The organism is Nocardia sp. NPDC052001 (assembly GCF_040680615.1).
GTDB lineage: Bacteria > Actinomycetota > Actinomycetes > Mycobacteriales > Mycobacteriaceae > Nocardia.
Window position 1 is genome coordinate 280,064 of the sequence record NZ_JBFAXC010000007.1, and the last position, 18,304, is coordinate 298,367.

The following is an 18,304-nucleotide window of genomic DNA, read 5'->3' on the forward strand; positions in this document are numbered from 1 at the left end:
ATTAAGGGGCGTTCCTGATAACCCGCTCCACAGTCACCGTGCACCCCGCGCGACCCGCACCACATCCTGCACGAACAACCCCATATCCACCCCGTCCGCACCTCCTGGATACCGCACCTCGAACGCAGTCACACCCGCCACAACCACCGCAAACCGCACAAACCCACCATCCCGCGCCCACTCCACCACCGCCTCCTCCCCCAACCCGATCACCGCATCCCCCACCCGCAGCACCAACCCGTCCCCATCCCGGCACACCTCCGCCGCCACGCCACCCAGCTCACCGATCAACGAACCGACACCGAGCCCATCCCACGGCCGAGGCAACCCGGGCTCCGGCACCGGCGGAAACTCACAACCGGGCCCGGGATCTCCCTCCCCAGGTTCAGGCAGAGATGGAAACCCGGGATCCGGCCGGGGTGCGGGGGCCGGGGCGGGCTCGGGGTCCGGCACCGGGACAGGTTCGGGCGGCGACTCGGCATCCGAACCCGGCACCCAAAAGCTACGGTCGGGAGCATCGGGGGCCGCGTAGTCCGCAATCGGCGACAGGCCGAAATCCCTTGGGGTGTAAGGGATCTTCGACGTCGTGTCGTACTCGTGCTCGTCCAGGGCGAATCGATTATCAGGTATACCCGCCCGCGACTGCCGAGGCGGGGATCCCCCTTCGGGAGTCGATGGGCGCGGCGAATTCATACGTTCGACCGGTTTCGGCGTGGCCGGCTGGTGCCGGGATTCACCGGACGGCGCGAGCTGGGTGTGCGGCGAGGCACCGGTGGCCGATTGCGGAGCAGCGGGCGTCGCGGCCGAGACAGGTGCGGGTAATGGTGATGGCGGTCGATGGGAGTCGTCGAAATCGAGACCGAGCTGTTCGGGCTGAGGCTTCTGCTCCTTCACCGGCTCGGTGGGTTTCGGGGCGGGTTCGGTTTCCTTTGCCGGTTCCGGCCGGGATTGGTGTTCCGCTGGCGGAGTGGGGATTTCGGGGGCCGGGTGGGGTGTGGAGGCGTCAGGGCCGCCGAGATTGGCGGTGTCGGGGGTGTCGAACCGGGGAGCGCCGAGCGGATGGACTCCGGGGGTGGGGTGGCGCAGCCCCTTGGTGCCGCCGGTGAGGGCGCCGAAGGCCGCGCCATTGGTGAGGAGGCGGGGGTCCCAGGTGAAACCGTTGAAGACACCGCCGACACCACAGGCGCCTACCGCGCCGATCATGCCCGCGCCCGCGCCGACGGCCGCGCCACGGAACATGTTGGGGATTCGGGTATTCGGGAGGGGGAGGTGTTTCGCGCCTTTGCCGAGCAGGTCGCCCGCGGGGCCACCGATGGCTCCCGCGGCCGCGGCGGTGAGGGCGGTGTCCCCTAGTCGGGTCCAGTCGACCTCTTTGCGGTGACCGGCGGCCTTCTGGCCGAGTTGGATCGCCAGGTCCTGGCCCGCGCCGAGGGCCGTGCTGATCGCTACGTGTTTCATGGTGAATCTGGTGAGGGCGGCGACGGCCAATTTCAGTGTCTCGCGGGCGATTTCGCTGATCGCGCGCCCTGCCAGCCGGCGGATGGCCACGCGGGTGGTGGCGACGGCGACCGCTTCCACGGCGGGGGCGGTGGGCGGGAACACCCACGCGGCGGCGATTTCGATGGCGAGCATGGCCAGGGAGCTGATGACCAGGATCTTGGTGTACTCGATCTCGGTGCCGAGGGCATCGGCCCCGTCGGCGACCGTGTCGAGGATCCTGGCGAATTCCTCGAGTGAGCGTGGGCCGTGTTCGAGCTGGTCGAGGGATTTGGCGATCGCCTCGATGCCTTCACCCCAGGGGTAGGCGGCGAGGGTGGCGTACTTGGCCGTCGCCACCGCATCGAGCAGATCGCGGATTTCCGCTGCGGCGGTTCGCCAATCGGCGCCGATGGCCCACATCCGGTCTTCATCGCCTTCGGGCCAGTCCGATCCGGCGACCCAGCCCAGTACATCGGGGAGGTCGAAACCCAAGGCCGTTACGCCCCGCCGAGACCGCGGGCCCCGCGGTGGTCGTTCTTCTCCAGCAGGGTGGCGGCGTCCCGCTGTCCGTCGGCACAGGACTTGAATGTGCCTGCCAGCTGGGCGAATCCGGATTTCAGGTTCGCGTGCGCGGCGTTGTAGCCCCGATCCCCCTCGGCGAAGGTGGCACCGTAGCCGTCGTTCCCCCACGCGGAACCCTTGGCGGACAACGAGTTCTCGAGCCTGTTCAGGATTCCGGTGATGCGCAGGTTCAGTTCATCCATCTGCCCCGCGGCCCCGCGCAATCGGCTCGCACTCGCCCCGACCTTGGCTGCCACCGCTACTCCTTCACACACATTCGACCGGAGTAGGACGATCGCACGGCGTGAACGGAATCGAACAGACGCCCGAGCCGGAATTAACGCGAAACTGACATCTGTTGCGGCCCAATACATCCCGCGTTGACGGGTTATTGACGCGCGAACCGTGCGCGAATCGCCTGTCCCGCACAGCGAACGAGCCCGCCGTCCGGACGGGACGACGGGCTCGCTTCGGGAAGAACTACGCGCAGGCCGGGGAGGTCTGGTTGGCCAGCGACAGCATGTTGCAGATCCATTCCTTCTGGACCTTCCACTTGCCGTCCTCGGCGACGAAGGGCACCACGGCGTTCTGCGGCGCACCACCGGCGACGGCGACCTGTGCGTCGGCGGTCAGCGTGCCATTGCCCAGATCGGTCACACCGGTGACGGTGATGGTGGCCTGGTTCTGCTTGTACGCCTCGATCATGCGCGAGGGCAGGCTCGGATCGGCCTGCACGCCCTGCATCATGTCCAGCTTCTCGGCATCGGGAATCGCCGGGTCCAGGGCCTTCTGCAGCTGGGCGTTCAGGTCCGCGGCCGTGGGAGCGGGCGGGTAGTTCTGGGCGGCGGTGGTCTGCGAGGTGGAGGTCTTGGTGGGCTTGGTGGACTCCTTCTTGTCACCGTCGCCACACGCCGACAGCCCGAGTACCGTCACGACAGCCAAGGTGGCGACCGCGATACGTCCAGTCTTCTGAAACTTCAACTGCTCGTCCTTTGCGTTCGAGTAGGTCCGTTCGACTACGTGACAGCGTGGCAACCCCATCGGCGACGCTGCACGACGACACAGAGGCTACCAACGCGATCCGTGAGAATCGGCCTCCGAACACGCTGCGACGCACTTTCAGTCCGAATCCTCATAATTGGCGCATTCGTCCCTTAAACACGGCCCACCAGCGGAAGTGTGGTTCACTCCAGGCTGCGCAGCGGGTCGGCCCGTGTCAGCGCCGGGTCCTCGGCCGAAAAGGTGCGCGCCGCGCCGGGACCGGTGGACCGGGTCTCGAAGCGCACCGTCACCACCCCGTGGCCCGCGCCCTGCACCCAGCCGTGCCCGAAGTCCGGATGTGCCACATCCAATCCCGGATACCAGCTCTCCTTGGCGTACGAGCGCGTCGCGGGCGGCACCTCGGGCACCGGGCCCGCGGCAATACCCAAAGTCGGCTCCTCCGAGACCGATTCACCACTGTCCACCGCCTGATCCAACTCCGGGAACAGCGATTCCTGCCGAATCTCCGACAGCCCCGCGAAACCCACACCCACCAGGCGAATCGGCCCCAACTCCACCGGATCGATGGCCGAGCGCTGCGCCGCCGCGGTGAGCGTGGCCAAATCCTCGGTGGCGTACGGCAGTGTGAAGGACCGTGTCACGATGCTCATATCCCGGCGCTTGAGTTTGAGCACCACCGTGCGCGCGGCCCGCCCGTCCGCGGTGAGCCGCCGATGCGCGGACACCGCCATGGCGTCGATGGCCGGGCGCAGCTGCGGCAGCGTGACGATATCGGTCTCATAGGTGGTCTCGGCGCTGATCTGCTTGGCCTCGGCGCGCTCGGCCACCGGGCGATCATCGATACCGCGCGCCAGCCGATGCAGCGCGATCCCCATGGCGCCGCCCAGAATCGAGGACGCCTCGGTCTCCGGCAGCGCCGCCAGCGCGCCCACGGTCTCGATTCCCAAAGTGCGCAAACGACTTTCGGCGACCGGACCGATGCCCCATAGGCGCCGCACCGGCAGCGCGGCCAGGAAGCGCTGCTGCTCCCCCGGTGAAATGACCCGCACCCCATCGGGTTTGGCCATATCGGAGGCGATCTTGGCCAGCTGCTTACCGCTGCCCGCGCCCACCGACGCCACCAGACCGGTGCGCTCGCGCACCAGCGCGCGCAACTCCTCACAGAATTCGAGCACCTCGCCCGCGGTGGCCCCGGCCAATTCGGCGGGCTCACCGAACGCCTCATCGAAGGACAGCGTCTCCAGCACCGGAATCCGCGACCGCATGGTTTCGAACACCTGCCCGCTGAGCTCGCCGTACACCGCCCCGCGCGGCGGCACCACCACCGCGTTCGCACCCACCAGCCGCCGCGCCTGATGCATGGGCATGGCCGAGCGCGCCCCGAACACCCGCGCCTCATAGCTCGCGCCCGCCACCACACCGCGCCCGCCCATACCGCCGACCAGCACCGGCCGCCCGCGCAGCGTCGGCCTGGTCAACTGTTCGACCGAGGCGAAGAAGGCGTCCATATCCATATGCAGCACCCAGCGCCGCCCGCGCTGATCGTTCGCTGTGCGGCCGCTCCCGGGTTGCTGCGAATCCGCCCGGCCACCCGTACCCGGCGCACCGGCCCCGTCCGCACCCGTGAGCGCGCCACGACCAGGCACGATGCGCTCGGGCGCGGGATGGGCAGAGGTGTTCACGCTCGGGAATCTACGCGCCACTACCGACAGGTACGGCCAAGGCGGTGTGTGAGGATGGATGTCATGACGATTCGCAAGGCCGTGATTCCCGCGGCGGGCATCGGCTCCCGCCTGCTGCCCCTGACCAAGGCGATCCCCAAGGAAATGCTCGCGGTCGGCGATAAGCCGGTCATCGAACATACGGTGCGTGAGCTGGTGGACTCCGGCATCACCGATATCACCATCGTGGTGAGCAGCGGAAAGTCATTGATCCAGGACCACTTCCGGCCCAACCCGCAATTGGTGGCACAGCTGCGCGCCGACGGTAAGGCCGCCTACGCCGACGCGGTGGAGGAGGTCGGCGAGCTGAGCCGCCAGGGCCACATCACCTACCTCGATCAGCACGGCCCGTACGGCAATGGCACGCCCGTCCTGAACGCCGCCCGCACCCTCGGCGATGAACCCATGCTGGTGCTGTGGCCCGATGACGTGTTCGTCGCCGGGGTGCCGCGCGCCCAGCAGCTCATCGACGCCTACGAGAAGACCGGCGCGCCCGTACTGGCACTGGTGCCGATGGACCCCGCCGAATCACAGCGCTACGGCGTCCCGGTGGTGGAGGAGACCCAGGCCGACGGGCTCATGCGGATCAGCGGCCTGATCGAGAAGCCCAAGCCCGCGGACGCACCGTCCGGCTTCGCCGCCATCGGCGGATACGTGGTGACGCCCGGCATCATCGCGGAACTGCGCCGCCAGGTGGACAACTGGTACACGCACCGCACCGGCGAGGTCTACCTCACCGACGCCATCAATATCTTCGCGGCCTCGAATCCGGTGTACGGCCAGGTCATTCGCGGTACCTGGTACGACACCGGCAATCCGGCCGACTATCTGGTGGCCCAATTCGCCTCCGCGCTGGCGCATCCCGAGTACGGTCCGCTGTTGCGTCAGCTCGTCAAGGAGTAGGCGCGCGTCACAAACACGCCAGCGTCCAATTGGTCAAAACGTGAAACATAGGGGCAACAAACCACGATCATCCCCACTGGATCTTGCTGGGCTAGTGTGGGAGTTCGGTTTTGCGTTGCGGCAGTACGCTCATGTTCGGAACAGGTATCCGGATGGCGGCGCTGGCCGCCGTGACCTGTGTCATCACCACCGCGCTCAGCGCGGGAACGGCTGACGCGGCCCCACCCGATCCGATCACGAGCCACGCGACCCTCGCTGCCACACCGGTTTCCGAGGACGGCTCACGCATCACCCGCTTCGAGATCCGGGACGCGCACAACCTCACCCTGCACGTGTACTCGGAGGCCATGAACGCCGAGTACACGGTGGAGGTGCAGCGTCCCGCCGACGCCTCGGCGCCGCGACCGGTGCTGTACCTGCTCAATGGCGCTGGGGGCGGCCAGGATACGGCCAATTGGAAGCGCAATACCGACTCCACCCAGTTCTTCGCCGATAAGAACGTGAACGTGGTGATGCCGATCGGCGGCGCGTTCAGCTACTACACCGACTGGCGCGCAACCGATCCCAAGCTCGGCGTGAACATGTGGAAGACCTTCCTCACCGAGGAGCTGCCACCGCTCATCGACGGGGCCTTGGGCACCAACGGTTTACGCGCCATCGTCGGCATGTCCATGTCCGGCACCTCGGTGCTGCAATTGCCGATCGCCAAGCCCGGACTGTACCGCGCGGTCGCGGCGTACAGCGGATGCGCGCAGATCAGCGATCCCATCGGGCGTAAATTCGCCGAGCTGGTGGTGTCCATCGGCGGCGGCAATCCGGCCAATATGTATGGGCCCGATACCGATCCGGAATGGGCGGAGAACGATCCGTACGTGCACGCCGAGGATCTGCGCGGACTCGAGCTCTACATCTCCAATGGCAGCGGACTGCCCGGACGGCACGACAATCTGTCCGATGTGCGCAGCCTCGGCCCGGCCGACGGCGGCATCATGCAGCAGCTGCTGGTCGGCGGCATTCTGGAGGCGGCCAGCGACTGGTGCGCCCGGAACCTGCAGGTCAAACTCGATGAACTGGATATTCCGGCGACCTTCGAGATCAGCCAGGCGGGCACGCATTCGTGGGGTTACTGGGAGGACGCGTTGCGCGCCTCCTGGCCGGTGCTGGCCAAGGGGCTGGAGCTGTAAATCCCTACGGCAGTGGGACTATCACCACGCGATTGTCCGGCATGGCGGGCACCCATAGATTTCGGCCCGCCGCGTCGACGGTGAAATCGGCTGGGCCGTGCAGGTTCTCGGGCAGTCGCACCGCGGCGGCCTCGGCGCCGTCCGGATGGTAGGTGGTGATCCGGCCGGGCTGATCGCCCCCGCTCACCACCCAATCGGAGACGATCAGGGTGCCGTCGGAGAGTACGGCGAGCCCGTCCAGCACACCGTGAATCGCGCCGATGCGCTGCGGTACCACCGGGTTCCGCACGAGATCCAGACGCCATACGTCACCGCCGCCGAAATCCGCGCCGACGCCGGCCACATAGGCGACCTTGCCGGTCGCGTCGAGGGCGATGCCATTGGCCCCGGGCAGCCCGGTGGCGATCGGATCGAACCGCTTCGTCTCCAGGTCGAGCCGGAACACGCTGCCGCGCACGGTATCGGTGACCAGCAGCGTTCGGGAATCCAGCAGCGCCAGATCATTGAGCAGCGCCGGTTCCCCGCCGAGCGCGGCCTCGAACACCTGCCCGTGCGTATCGACGTCGTAGCCGACGACCCGATCGATATCGGCGACGAATACCCGATTGTCCGTGCGCGCCAAGCCTTTCGGCGCGTTCAGCGGTGGATCGCCGGGCCGCGGCATGGCCCGCCGCGCGGTCACGGTACCGGCCGAATTCAGCTCGGTCAGATAGCCGTCGCCATCCTTGCCGGTGGCATCCGCCCTCGCTCCGACATTGGAGATGAACCACCGGTCCCCGGCGAACAGCACACTCTCGGGCGTCGAGAAGCCTTCCAGGGAACCAGGTTTGGCGACGGTGCCGGAAGCGGCGTGCGCGCCGGTGGTGCGCGCCGCCGCTGTGTCATCGGATGCGCCGCAGCCGGTAGCGGCGGTGAGCAGCAGCACCCCGGCGCAGGTGGTCGCCACCCTGCGACCGCTGGTCATCGCGAGACCGTTCGACCCATGGGACATGAGCCCACCCTCCGACGGAAGATCTCGCCCCGACCGGCGAGACGGGGGTCAGTCTAGCCAGCGCGGGTCCGCGAGAGAGCCGAAATCAATTGAACTCCAATCGGTTTCGTTTACTCATCAACTACTCGTCGGTGGCGTTGTAGCGGACCAGATAGTCCGCCATGCGAGCTATGTCGGCATCATCCCAATCCCGGAGGCGTTCCTCGAACGCCGCCGCCCGGGTGCGCGCCGCCGCGGTCGCCACCCGGCGGCCTTCAGGGGTCGCGTGCAGGATGTGGTTGCGCCGATTGGCCGGATCCACCTCCCGCTCCAGATAGCCGAGCCGCTCCAGGGTCGCGACCTGACGGCTCATGGTGGATTTGTCGAGATGGAAATGTCCGGCCAGCTCACTGGCCAGGCAACCGTCCCGTTCGATGACCAGATCCAGAATGCTCGACGCCACCAGCGAGAGCTCCGGATGCAGTTCGGCGGCGCGACCGCGGGCGCGGCGCGCGAAGGCGGTGAGTTCGCGCTGGATCACCTCGATGGCGTCCGCACGGGCGGTATCGGCGGTCGCGGCACCCGGGAATTCCGGCTCGGTCTCCATAGTTGTATAGTACAACCTCATATAGTTGCATTTACCAACCGTTCGGAGATTCCATGGTCACGCATCAGATCCGGCACGTCGCCACCCATCTGCTCACCCCGCTGCTCATGTGCCTGGGCATGGGACTCGCGTATCTGGGCGCGTTCCACCAGCCCGAACCCAATCACCTGGCCGTGGCCGTGGTCGGCGACAGCGCACAGGTCAAGGTGCTCGCACAGACACTGAAGGACACCGGCGGCAGCGCGCTCGACGTCATCACCGTGCCCAGCCGCGACGATGCGGTGGCGCAGCTGCGCAATCGCGATCTGGCGGGCGCGTTCGTGCCCGACGCACAGCATCCCGAAGTGCTGGTCGCCAAGGCCGGATCCGATACCACCGCCATGGCCGCCGAAGCGGTCTTCGGTCAGGTCACCGCGAAACAGGGTGTGCCGCTGACCATCACCGATGTCACCACCGCCGCCTCCGGCGACCCCACCGGACAGGGCATCTTCTTCCTACTGGTGGCATTGAGCATCGGCTCGTACGGCAGTGTCGCGGCCATCGGCGCGGCGGGCGCGGGACTGTCCATGTGGATCAAAGGTCTTATCGGACTGGTGACTTCGCTGCTGGTGAGCCTGATCGGACTGGCGCTCGCGGGCCCGGTCTTCCACGTCGTCGATCACGACAGCGCCGCCATCTGGGCCATGTCCTGGCTCTACTCCGCGGGCATTCTCGCGGTAGGCATCGGCGCGCACACCTTCCTGAAGCGCTGGACCACCCTCGCCATGATGGTGGTGTTCGTGATGCTCAACTTCACCACCTCGGGCGGCGTCTACACCCCGTGGTTGCAGAACGACTTCTTCGGAGCGCTGCACTCCTTCTGGAACGGTGCGGGCTTCGTGGAGGGCGCGCGCAGCCTGCTGTACTTCGACAGCGCGGGCTTCGACTCGCGACTGCTGAGCCTGTTCGCCTGGTTCGGCGCGGGCCTGGTGCTCATGATCGCGGCCGCCTATGCCGAAAAGCGCCAGACGGCAACGGCTCCCAAACATGCGGCGGTGGCCGAACCGGCGACCGAAGCCCGGGAGGAGGCCGAGGAGGAGATGGAGGAAACAGTGGGGGTCTGATGCTCAGCGGCGAATATCGAGCTGCGCCAAGGCCGTTCGCACCCCGGCCCGCACGGTCTCGGTATCGCCCACTCCCCCGCTGACGGCCACGCCGTCCCGAGTCAGGAGCAATGCGCGCGCCGCCTGGTCCACCTCATGGTGACCGGCGGCGCGCAGCCGTTCGGCCATGAGTTCGCGGAACCAGCCGCGATAGTCCCGCACCACCTCGCGCACCGCGTGCTCCGGATTCGGGAACTCCACGGCCGCGTTGAGAAACGGGCAGCCCCGGAAACCCGGACCGCAACTGAGTTCGCCGAGCTTCTCGAAAATGGTGACGATACCGTCCGCGCCGTCACCGGGCACCGACTCCAAAACCTCGCGCTGCCGGTCGTATTCGCGCACCAGATAGGCCACGACCAGGTCGTCCTTGGTCCGGAAGTGGCGGTAGAAGGTGGCCTTGGCGATGCCCGCCTCGGCGATGATGCGGTCGATGCCCACGGTGTGGATGCCCTCGGCATAGAAGAGCCGGGTGGCGGTCTCCAACAATCTCTCGCGGGCTGCACTCATACCCTTGACGATAGCAGACAGACCTGTCTACTCTGAAGGAGCACGTGAACAGACTAGTCTGTCTAGGAGGCAGTCATGGCACCCCTCTACACCGCAGTCGCCACCTCGGTAGGTCGCGACGGCCGCTCGTACACCGATGACGGCATTCTCGATCTCACCCTGGCCCGCCCCAAGGAAATGGGCGGCGACGGCGCGGGGACCAATCCCGAGCAGCTCTTCGCGGCCGGTTATTCCGCGTGTTTCGCCAGCGCGCTGCAGCTGGTCTCCAAGCGTATGAAGCTCGACGCCGAGGATGCCTCGGTCACCGCCGAGGTCGGCCTGAACGCCATCGAGGGCGGCGCTTTCGGCCTGTCCGTCGTACTGCGCGTGGAACTGCCCGAACACCTGCACAACGAGCAGGGACAGGCGCTCATCGAGGCCACCCATCAGGTCTGCCCGTACTCCAATGCCACCCGGGGCAATATCCCGGTGGAACTGGTTGTGGAGTAACGACTCTCAGTAGAAGCGGCGGATATCGTAGATCTCGAACTGCGAGAGCGGGCTCAGCCCGACCGGGACACCCCAGTCATAGGCGTTGAGCACATTCCCGCCGCCGGCATAGATGCCCACGTGTGAGGCATCGCCGTTCAGAATCACCACGTCACCTGGCTGCACGGCCCCGACCGGGACTTCCAGGCCCACCTCGGCCTGCTGCCAGGTGGTGCGCGGCATATCGATGCCGACGCTGCGGAACGCCCACTGCACCAGACCGGAGCAGTCCCAGGCGTCCGGGCCCACCCCGCCCCAGCGGTAGGGCTTGCCGGTCTGGGTCTGCGCCAGTCCCAGCGCGATCATGGCGCGCGGACTGGTGATCGGCAATTGCGCCGAGCCACTGGCACTTCCGGAGGCGGAACCGCTACCGCTGCCGGAGGAGGAGCCCGAGGCGGCGGATCCGGTATCGGCGTGCGCCGCGCCCGCCCAGAGCGCGCCGGTGAGAGTCAAGGCCGCGGCAGTCGTCAGAAACGATGCGGTCCGGCACAGCAGTCTTCGTGTCATGCACTCGCCCTTCAGCTCAACCACGCCGAAGGCACGACACTCAGCAAGCAATCAACCTGCAAACGGGCCACGCTGCCCGGTGTGACGTGAGATTCAGCGCGTACGACTGGAACTAGCGATACATCTCGAAAACACCATAAAGCTAAACGTTAGCTCTACAGTTGCTGTTCTATCTCATCAGTCACATGCTTCACAAGGGGTATCCGGCGGGCGAGTCTCGAGAGTCACCTCACTCGCGGGCGGCGAACACCTCCCGAGCGGCGGTGATGGCATTGAGCGCCGCCGGGAAACCCGCGTAGCCGCCGAGCTGGATGATCGCCTCGATGGCCTCCTCGCGCGTGCCGCCGACATTGAGCAGGCCGTGCAGGTGCACGCGCAGCTGCGGACCGGCGGTGCCGAGCGCGGTGCACGCGGCGACGGTCGCCAGCTCGCGCGTCTTCAGATCCAGGCCGGTGCGCGAATACACATCGCCGAAGGCGAATTCGACGATGTAGCGCGCCAGGTCGGGCGCGGTGTCCGCGAGCGCGGCGAAAATGTGCTCGGCCGCATCGCCATCCACCTCATCGAGCTTGGCCAGACCGCGCTGGTAACGCTCCTCCCCGGTCTCCTCGGGCCGAATATCGGACTCCGACACCGGATTTCCGGCCTCCGGCCGATCCGCGAAGGCGGCCCGCGCCACCGTGATGGCATTGAGCGCCGCCGGGAAACCCGCGTACACCCCGACCTGGATGATCGTCTCGACCACCTCGGCCGGAGTCAGTCCCACCGTGAGCCCGCCGTCGATATGCCAGCGCAGCTGCGGTGCGGCGTGCCCCAGCGCGGTGAGCGCCGCGATGGTGATGATCTGCCGCTGCTTCAGCGTCAGCCCGGGCCGCGAATAGATATCCCCGTAGCCGAACTCGACCACGAACCTGCCCAGGTCGGGCGCGATATCGGCCAGACTGTTCACCACGGCCCGACCGTTCGGGCCACCGACCTGGTCGAGCACCTCCAAACCACGCTGGAAACGATCATCGGCGGTGGGGCTGGAGCTCATGCGGGACTTCCTTCCCTGAGGTGACATACCTGAGTTGACGTGGCGGGCCAGGTGACGGCCCAACCCATCCTCAACTCCGCAACCTCCATCCCGCGCGCGACATTCCGGCCTGTCCCGAGATGGCGAAGGGGCGCAGCCGCGATGGCTGCGCCCCTTGCGATCTGTCCGGCTGTCAGACCTTGGTGACGGAAACCTTGACGCCGCCGACGATCTCGGCGGCCTCCGCGCCCGCGTCCCCGAAAGTCAGGGTGGTGGCGAGGATTTCACCGGCGATGAGGTCGCGGTGGGTTTCGGCCCAGCCCTTGCGGTCGGCGGGGACCTCGAGGATCACGGTGATCCGGTCCGAGACGTCCAGGCCCTGGGATTTGCGGGTTTCCTGGAGGTCGCGGATGAGGTCGCGGGCCCAGCCCTCGGCCTCGAGTTCCTCGGTGACGACCGAATTCAGCACCACCAGACCGGCATTGCCGGGCAGCGCGGCGGTGGATTCGGGTTCGGCGGCCACCAGGCGCTGGGTGTACTCCTCGGGCAGCAGCGCGATACCGGCGGCGGTGACGGTGCCATCGGCGGCCTCGCTCCACTCCCCGGCCTTGACCGCCTTGATCACCGTCTGCACCTGCTTGCCCAGGCGCGGTCCGGCGGCACGGGCGTTCACCACCAGTTCGAAACGGCCGTGCGAGGCCACATCGGTGGTGAGATCGACCCTCTTGACGTTCACCTCATCGGCGATGAGATCGGCGAACGGGCGCAGCCGCTCGGCATCCTCGGCCGCCACGGTGAGCTCCGAAAGCGGCAGGCGCACACGCAGATTCTGCGCCTTGCGCTGACCGAGCACCGTGGAGCAGACCACGCGCACCTCATCCATGGCCGCGACCAGTTCCGGATCGCCAGGCAGCTCGGACGCGCTCGGCCAATCGGTCAGGTGCACCGAGCGACCGCCGGTGAGCCCCCGCCAGATCACCTCGGTGATCAACGGCAGCAGCGGCGCGGCCAGCCGGGTGATGACCTCCAGCACGGTGTGCAGGGTGTCGATGGCATCGCGATCCTCTTCCCAGAACCGCGAACGCGACCGGCGCACATACCAATTGGTGAGCGCGTCGGCGAAGGACCGCAATTCCTCTGCCGCGGTGGCGATATCGAGCCCTTCCAGGGCATCGGTCATCACATCGCGGGTCGCGGCCAGTTTGGCCAGGATGTAGCGATCCAGCACGTTCTGCGAATCCGTGCGCCACACACCGGGTGTCGAGGCGTACAGCTGCAGGAAGGTCCACGCGTTCCACAGCGGGCGCAGCGCATGGCTGACACCTTCGCGGATACCGCGCTCGGTGACGATGAGGTTGCCGCCGCGCAGGATGGGCGAGGCCATCAGGAACCAGCGCATGGCATCGGCGCCGTCGCGGTCGAAGACCTCGAAGACATCCGGGTAGTTGCCCTTGGACTTGGACATCTTGAGGCCGTCATCGCCCAGCACGATGCCGTGCGCCACAACCGATTTGAACGCCGGGCGATCGAAAAGCGCGGTGGACAGCACATGCAGGTTGTAGAACCAGCCCTTGGTCTGGCCGTTGTACTCGACGATGAAATCGCCCGGGCTGTGCGCGGCCTGATCGCCGGAGCCCTCGAACCACTCCTTGTTCTCGAACGGGTAGTGCACCTGCGCGTACGGCATGGAACCCGATTCGAACCAGCAGTCCAGCACCTCGGGCACGCGCCGCATCATCGACTTACCGGTCGGGTCATCGGGATTCGGGCGCACCAGATCATCGATACCGGGCCGGTGCAGATCGGCCGGGCGCACGCCGAAGTCCTGCTCCAGCGCGTCGAGCGAACCGTAGACATCCACGCGTGGGTACTGCGGATCGTCCGACACCCACACCGGGATCGGCGCGCCCCAGAAGCGATTACGGCTGATGTTCCAGTCGCGCGCGTTCTCCAGCCACTTGCCGAACTGACCGTCCCGCAGATGTTCCGGGGTCCAGTTGATCTGCTGGTTCAACTCCAGCGCGCGATCGCGGAACTTGGTGACCGCCACGAACCAGGACGGCACCGCCATGTAGATCAGCGGCTGGCCCGAACGCCAGCTGTGCGGGTACGAGTGCTCGATCGTCTCGTGCCGCAACAGCTTTCCGGCGGCCTTGAGGTCCTTGATGATGACCGGGTTGGCGTCGAACACCATCAGACCCTGATACGGCGGCACCATCGAGGTGAACTTGCCGCCCGCGTCCAGGGGCTGCACGATCTCGATTCCATTGGCGGTGGAGACATCCATATCCTCCTCACCGAAGGCGGGCGCGAGATGCACGATGCCGGTACCGGAGTCGGTGGTCACGTAGTCGGCGTTGAGCACGCGATGCGCGTTCGGATGACCCACGAAGAAGTCGAACGGCGGCTGGTACCGCAGATCGGCCAGCGCCGCGCCGGAGTGCTCGGACAGCACCTCGGGCTCCTCGCCGAACTCCCGGGTGTAGTGCGAAACACGTTCGGCGGCAAGCAGGTATCGCTTACCGTCCTGCGCGCGCACATGCACGTAGGTGACATCGGGATGCACCGCGATGGCGAGGTTGGACGGCAGGGTCCACGGCGTGGTGGTCCAGATCAGCGCGTTCGCGCCGTCCAGCTGTGCGAGCGGATGCTCGGCCGGAACCGACAGCACCATATCGACGGTGACCGCCGGGTCCTGGCGCATGCGGTACGAATCATCGAGGCGCGCCTCCTGATTCGACAGCGGCGTCTGCTCGTACCAGCTGTACGGCAGCACCCGGAAACCCTGATAGATCAAACCCTTGTCATGGAGCGACTTGAACGCCCACATGACCGATTCCATGAAGTCGAGGTCGAGGGTTTTGTAGTCGTTGTCGAAGTCGACCCAACGTGCCTGTCGCGTCACATAGTTACGCCACTCGTTCGTGTAGCGAAGAACCGAGGATTTGCACGCGGCATTGAATTCCGCGATACCCATCGCATCGATCTGTGATTTGTCCGTGATACCGAGCTGCTTCTCCGCTTCGATTTCCGCGGGCAGCCCATGAGTGTCCCAACCGAAGCGCCGCTCGACCTTCTTACCGCGCATCGTCTGAAAACGTGGGATCAAATCCTTGACATATCCGGTCAGCAGATGACCGTAATGCGGCAACCCATTGGCGAAGGGCGGACCGTCGTAGAAGACGAATTCCTCTGCATCGGAACGGTTCTCGATGCTGGCGCGGAAGGTGTCATCGGCGGCCCAGTAGTCCAGCACGCGCTGCTCGAGCTCGGGGAACGATACCTGCCCGGTCACGGAGCTGAGCTCGACGCGAGGGTAGGAGTTGGGGGTCGGGGTCTCGCCGGACATCTCGGCGTCAGCTCCTCGTGCCAGTGGGTCTCGGGGACCCGGTGGGCACGGGGACGATACGGCGCCGGTGCGCCGATACCGCGGTACCACCCCGCTTGTCCGGCTGTGGACCGGACCTCTCGTTATGAGCTGTGACGGGCTCACCCGTTCGGTTCTACTGGGCGCTCGCACCCGAAACGGCTGCTCACACTGTTCTTCCGAAGACTCCCCGGTGATGGCCGGATCAACGCCGCAATACTGTGTCAATTCTAACCGGGCAGGTCCAATGGATATTTCCGGCCCGTCTAATGCCTCGCGTGCCGCCCGCCGGGGCGGGACTGCGAATCTTCCTCCGGTTCACGTAGCGACAGCGCACTGACCAGCAGTAACACCGCGCCTAACACGCACACAATGATGCAGCCCCAGGCCCAGATCACCGAACCGGTGGTCAGGGCTGTCACCAGCAGGCCGAAGCCCACCGCTGCCAGAGCCAGCGTCATCACGAGCATGGTCACCACCCCTCTTATGGAAACGGTGGCGGCGCCGCACCTCCCGTTTCACCGAACGGGGAGCGCGACACCAATGGCCGTGATTACGACTCTACTTGCCGCCCTTGAGGAGTGCGCCGTTGCCCGAAGCGCCCTCGCCGAACTCGCCGCCGTCGACCGGGACCGCGGAACCGCGGTTCTCCAGCTCTTCCAGCTGCGATTCCAGGTAGGACTTCAGGCGCACCCGGTACTCGCGCTCGAAGGTCTTGAGCTGCTCGATCCGGCTCTCCAGCACGCTGCGCTGCTGGGTGATGGTGGCCATGATCTCGGTGTGCTTGCGCTCGGCATCGGCCTGGAGGGCGTCGGCCTTCTCCTTGGCCTGGCGGAGCTGGGAATCGCTGCGGGTCTGCGCGTCCGACAGCATGGCCTCGGACTTCTGACGGGCATCGGCGATCATCGCCTCGGAACGGGTGCGGGCATCGCCCACCAGTCGCTCGGAGTTCGCTCTGGCATTGGCGAGCAGCTGCTCGGCCTCGGTCTTGGCATCGGAGGTGAGGCGATCGGCCATCTCCTGGGCCAGCGAAAGCACCTTGGCGGCCTGTAGATTCGCGTCCGCGCTGGGAGCCTCGGCCTTGACCGGGACCGGCGCGGCGACGGGCATGGGCGCCGGCGGCGGAATCGGAGCGGCCTTGACGGGCTCCGGCGCGGGCGGCTGCTTCACAGCCTGGACAGGACCGCGATTCTTCTTGGCATCAGCCAGTTCCGCGTCCAATTCGGCAACGCGCTGGCGAAGATCTGCGTTTTCTTCGATGAGGCGTGAGAGCTCCTGCTCGACCAGGTCGAGGAAGGCGTCGACTTCATCCTCGTTGTAGCCGCGCTTCCCGATCGGTGGTTTGCTGAACGCGACGTTGTGCACATCGGCAGGGGTCAGCGGCATGGAACGATCCCTTCACGCTTCGTTGGAGATCTAGCGGTAGATCTGGGTAAGCATTCTTTCCGCTCATTCTGTCACACATGAGCTAACGGCTGCCCCTGCTGGCCCGTGATCGTCATGAGGATGAACACGATGAAAAGCAGGACCATTATCGACAGATCCAGCCTAATTCCCCCAAGATTCACTGGGGGTATCAAACGCCTCAGGAGTTTCACGGGCGGGTCCGTGATGGTGAAGATCGCCTCGAGGATGATCACGACGAACCCGGTGGGCCGCCAGTCCCGCGCGAAGCTGCGAATGAACTCGACGATGACTCGGCTGATGAGCAGCAGCCAGAAGAGGAACAGCAGGAGGTTCAACACCTGGAACAAGGCCACAGTGTTCACTCTGCCTCAGAAACAGTGCCGCGCAAAATAGGATCACCGATCGCGCCGGTCACAGTGTGGTTTTCGGCGTAGTTCCGCCGGATCTTCCCCCGCGCGCGGCCGCACGCTCACACCCGTCACCGACCGGCCGCGGATAGGCCGTGAATGGACTGGGCGGGCTCTGGCGACCGCTTCGCAACCCCCGTTAACGACTGTCACACCGGCGCTGATCATCACAAAGCCGGTGTGACAGCTTACTTCTGGTTGTAGTAACCGTTCTCGGCCAGCTTGCGGCGCTCCTCGGCGGAGACATCCACATCGGCGGGCGAGAGCAGGAACACCTTCGTGGCGACCTTGTCGAATGAACCACGCAGCGCGAACGCCAGACCGGCGGCGAAATCCACCAGGCGGCGGGCATCGCTGTTGCTCATCTCGACCAGATCCATGATCACCGGGGTGCCGTCCCGGAAACGCTCGCCGATGATGGCGGCTTCGGCATAGGTGCGCGGGCGTAGCGTCGTGATCTTGGACAAGGGGCCTCCGTCCTCGAAGATCGCGGAACGGCGCGGCGGCTGCTGTTCCAGCCGGCGCTCCTCCATCCGCAACTCTTCCATGCGCCGCTCGGCCTCCGGGTCCACCGCGAGCGCGCCGCGCGTGGTGCCGCGCACCATCGAGGCGCCGCCGGAACCCATGGAACGAGTACGGCTGGACGGGGCGGTGTCGATACGGGTGGGGCGACGCGGCGCGTCGTAGCGATCACGTTCGCGCTCACGGTCATCCGCGTATTCGTCCGCGTACTCGTCGCGGCGCGAGGTGCCGTACGCGGGCTTGTAGGGCGCCTTGTACGGCGGCGGCTCGGCATAACCGGGCTCGTCGTCGTAGCGCTCGTGCTCATACCGGTCGTAGTCACGCTCGGTGTAGGCCCGGGACCGGCGCGGGGCACGTTCGTCGACGGCCGGACGGGGGCCGCGGTCCTCGACATAGTCGTCTTCGTAGTCCTCGAGCGGAACCATGCCGAAGTACGCCTTGAACTTGTGCAGCGTGCTCATCTGGTCGACCTTCC

Annotated in this window: 18 protein-coding genes; 4 read left to right on the forward strand and 14 right to left on the reverse strand. The window is 66.4% G+C overall.

The window, feature by feature from the left end; all coding sequences use genetic code 11:
* Positions 1–33: 33 nt before the first annotated feature.
* From AB0L82_RS30265 to AB0L82_RS30280, 4 genes are all read right to left on the reverse strand, one after another.
* Positions 34–1,971, reverse strand: coding sequence for a hypothetical protein (locus AB0L82_RS30265; protein WP_364643616.1), 1,938 nt, complete (start codon positions 1,969–1,971; stop codon positions 34–36).
* Between the two features lie 5 nt (positions 1,972–1,976).
* Positions 1,977–2,297: a hypothetical protein gene (locus tag AB0L82_RS30270; protein WP_364643619.1), complete on the reverse strand. Its 321-nt coding sequence runs from the start codon at positions 2,295–2,297 to the stop codon at positions 1,977–1,979.
* Between the two features lie 223 nt (positions 2,298–2,520).
* Positions 2,521–3,021 (reverse strand): hypothetical protein, encoded by a 501-nt coding sequence (locus AB0L82_RS30275; protein WP_364643622.1) that lies wholly within the window; start codon positions 3,019–3,021, stop codon positions 2,521–2,523.
* Positions 3,022–3,224: 203 nt separating this feature from the next.
* On the reverse strand, positions 3,225–4,565 hold the full coding sequence (locus AB0L82_RS30280; RefSeq protein ID WP_364644207.1) for a DNA polymerase IV: 1,341 nt from the start codon (positions 4,563–4,565) through the stop codon (positions 3,225–3,227).
* A gap of 222 nt (positions 4,566–4,787) precedes the next feature.
* On the opposite strand from AB0L82_RS30280, the gene AB0L82_RS30285 reads away from it, so the two are divergent.
* The gene (locus AB0L82_RS30285; protein ID WP_364643625.1) at positions 4,788–5,666 is read left to right on the forward strand and encodes a UTP--glucose-1-phosphate uridylyltransferase; all 879 of its coding nucleotides are present in this window, start codon (positions 4,788–4,790) and stop codon (positions 5,664–5,666) included.
* 131 nt (positions 5,667–5,797) lie between these two features.
* The gene (locus AB0L82_RS30290) at positions 5,798–6,850 is read left to right on the forward strand and encodes an alpha/beta hydrolase family protein (protein WP_364643628.1); all 1,053 of its coding nucleotides are present in this window, start codon (positions 5,798–5,800) and stop codon (positions 6,848–6,850) included.
* Between the two features lie 4 nt (positions 6,851–6,854).
* Here AB0L82_RS30290 and AB0L82_RS30295 read toward each other — a convergent pair whose 3' ends face one another.
* Both AB0L82_RS30295 and AB0L82_RS30300 read right to left on the reverse strand, forming a co-directional pair.
* A complete protein-coding gene (locus AB0L82_RS30295) occupies positions 6,855–7,814 on the reverse strand; it encodes an SMP-30/gluconolactonase/LRE family protein (protein ID WP_364643631.1) in 960 nt (319 codons plus the stop codon).
* Between the two features lie 148 nt (positions 7,815–7,962).
* Positions 7,963–8,427 (reverse strand): MarR family transcriptional regulator, encoded by a 465-nt coding sequence (locus AB0L82_RS30300; protein WP_364643634.1) that lies wholly within the window; start codon positions 8,425–8,427, stop codon positions 7,963–7,965.
* 53 nt (positions 8,428–8,480) lie between these two features.
* Between AB0L82_RS30300 and AB0L82_RS30305 the strand changes: the two genes are divergently transcribed.
* Positions 8,481–9,530 (forward strand): hypothetical protein, encoded by a 1,050-nt coding sequence (locus AB0L82_RS30305; protein WP_364643637.1) that lies wholly within the window; start codon positions 8,481–8,483, stop codon positions 9,528–9,530.
* Positions 9,531–9,533: 3 nt separating this feature from the next.
* Here AB0L82_RS30305 and AB0L82_RS30310 read toward each other — a convergent pair whose 3' ends face one another.
* On the reverse strand, positions 9,534–10,076 hold the full coding sequence (locus AB0L82_RS30310) for a TetR/AcrR family transcriptional regulator (protein WP_364643640.1): 543 nt from the start codon (positions 10,074–10,076) through the stop codon (positions 9,534–9,536).
* 75 nt (positions 10,077–10,151) lie between these two features.
* On the opposite strand from AB0L82_RS30310, the gene AB0L82_RS30315 reads away from it, so the two are divergent.
* The gene (locus AB0L82_RS30315) at positions 10,152–10,565 is read left to right on the forward strand and encodes an organic hydroperoxide resistance protein (protein WP_364643643.1); all 414 of its coding nucleotides are present in this window, start codon (positions 10,152–10,154) and stop codon (positions 10,563–10,565) included.
* Between the two features lie 6 nt (positions 10,566–10,571).
* Here AB0L82_RS30315 and AB0L82_RS30320 read toward each other — a convergent pair whose 3' ends face one another.
* The 7 genes from AB0L82_RS30320 to sepF form a co-directional block, all read right to left on the reverse strand.
* Entirely contained in the window at positions 10,572–11,111 is a 540-nt protein-coding gene (locus AB0L82_RS30320; protein ID WP_364643647.1) for an NlpC/P60 family protein, read from the reverse strand.
* A 229-nt stretch (positions 11,112–11,340) separates the two neighbouring features.
* Positions 11,341–12,147 (reverse strand): carboxymuconolactone decarboxylase family protein, encoded by an 807-nt coding sequence (locus tag AB0L82_RS30325; RefSeq protein ID WP_364643650.1) that lies wholly within the window; start codon positions 12,145–12,147, stop codon positions 11,341–11,343.
* A gap of 172 nt (positions 12,148–12,319) precedes the next feature.
* Positions 12,320–15,475 (reverse strand): isoleucine--tRNA ligase, encoded by a 3,156-nt coding sequence (ileS, locus tag AB0L82_RS30330; RefSeq protein WP_364643653.1) that lies wholly within the window; start codon positions 15,473–15,475, stop codon positions 12,320–12,322.
* A gap of 284 nt (positions 15,476–15,759) precedes the next feature.
* Positions 15,760–15,963 (reverse strand): hypothetical protein, encoded by a 204-nt coding sequence (locus AB0L82_RS30335; RefSeq protein WP_364644210.1) that lies wholly within the window; start codon positions 15,961–15,963, stop codon positions 15,760–15,762.
* A 91-nt stretch (positions 15,964–16,054) separates the two neighbouring features.
* Positions 16,055–16,879 carry a DivIVA domain-containing protein gene (locus tag AB0L82_RS30340; protein ID WP_364643656.1) on the reverse strand — a complete coding sequence of 275 codons (825 nt, stop codon included), beginning with the start codon at positions 16,877–16,879 and terminating at the stop codon, positions 16,055–16,057.
* 71 nt (positions 16,880–16,950) lie between these two features.
* Positions 16,951–17,253: a YggT family protein gene (locus AB0L82_RS30345; RefSeq protein WP_364643659.1), complete on the reverse strand. Its 303-nt coding sequence runs from the start codon at positions 17,251–17,253 to the stop codon at positions 16,951–16,953.
* 242 nt (positions 17,254–17,495) lie between these two features.
* Positions 17,496–18,290, reverse strand: a complete 795-nt coding sequence (gene sepF, locus AB0L82_RS30350) for a cell division protein SepF (protein ID WP_364643663.1) — start codon at positions 18,288–18,290, stop codon at positions 17,496–17,498.
* Between the last annotated feature and the right edge of the window lie 14 nt (positions 18,291–18,304).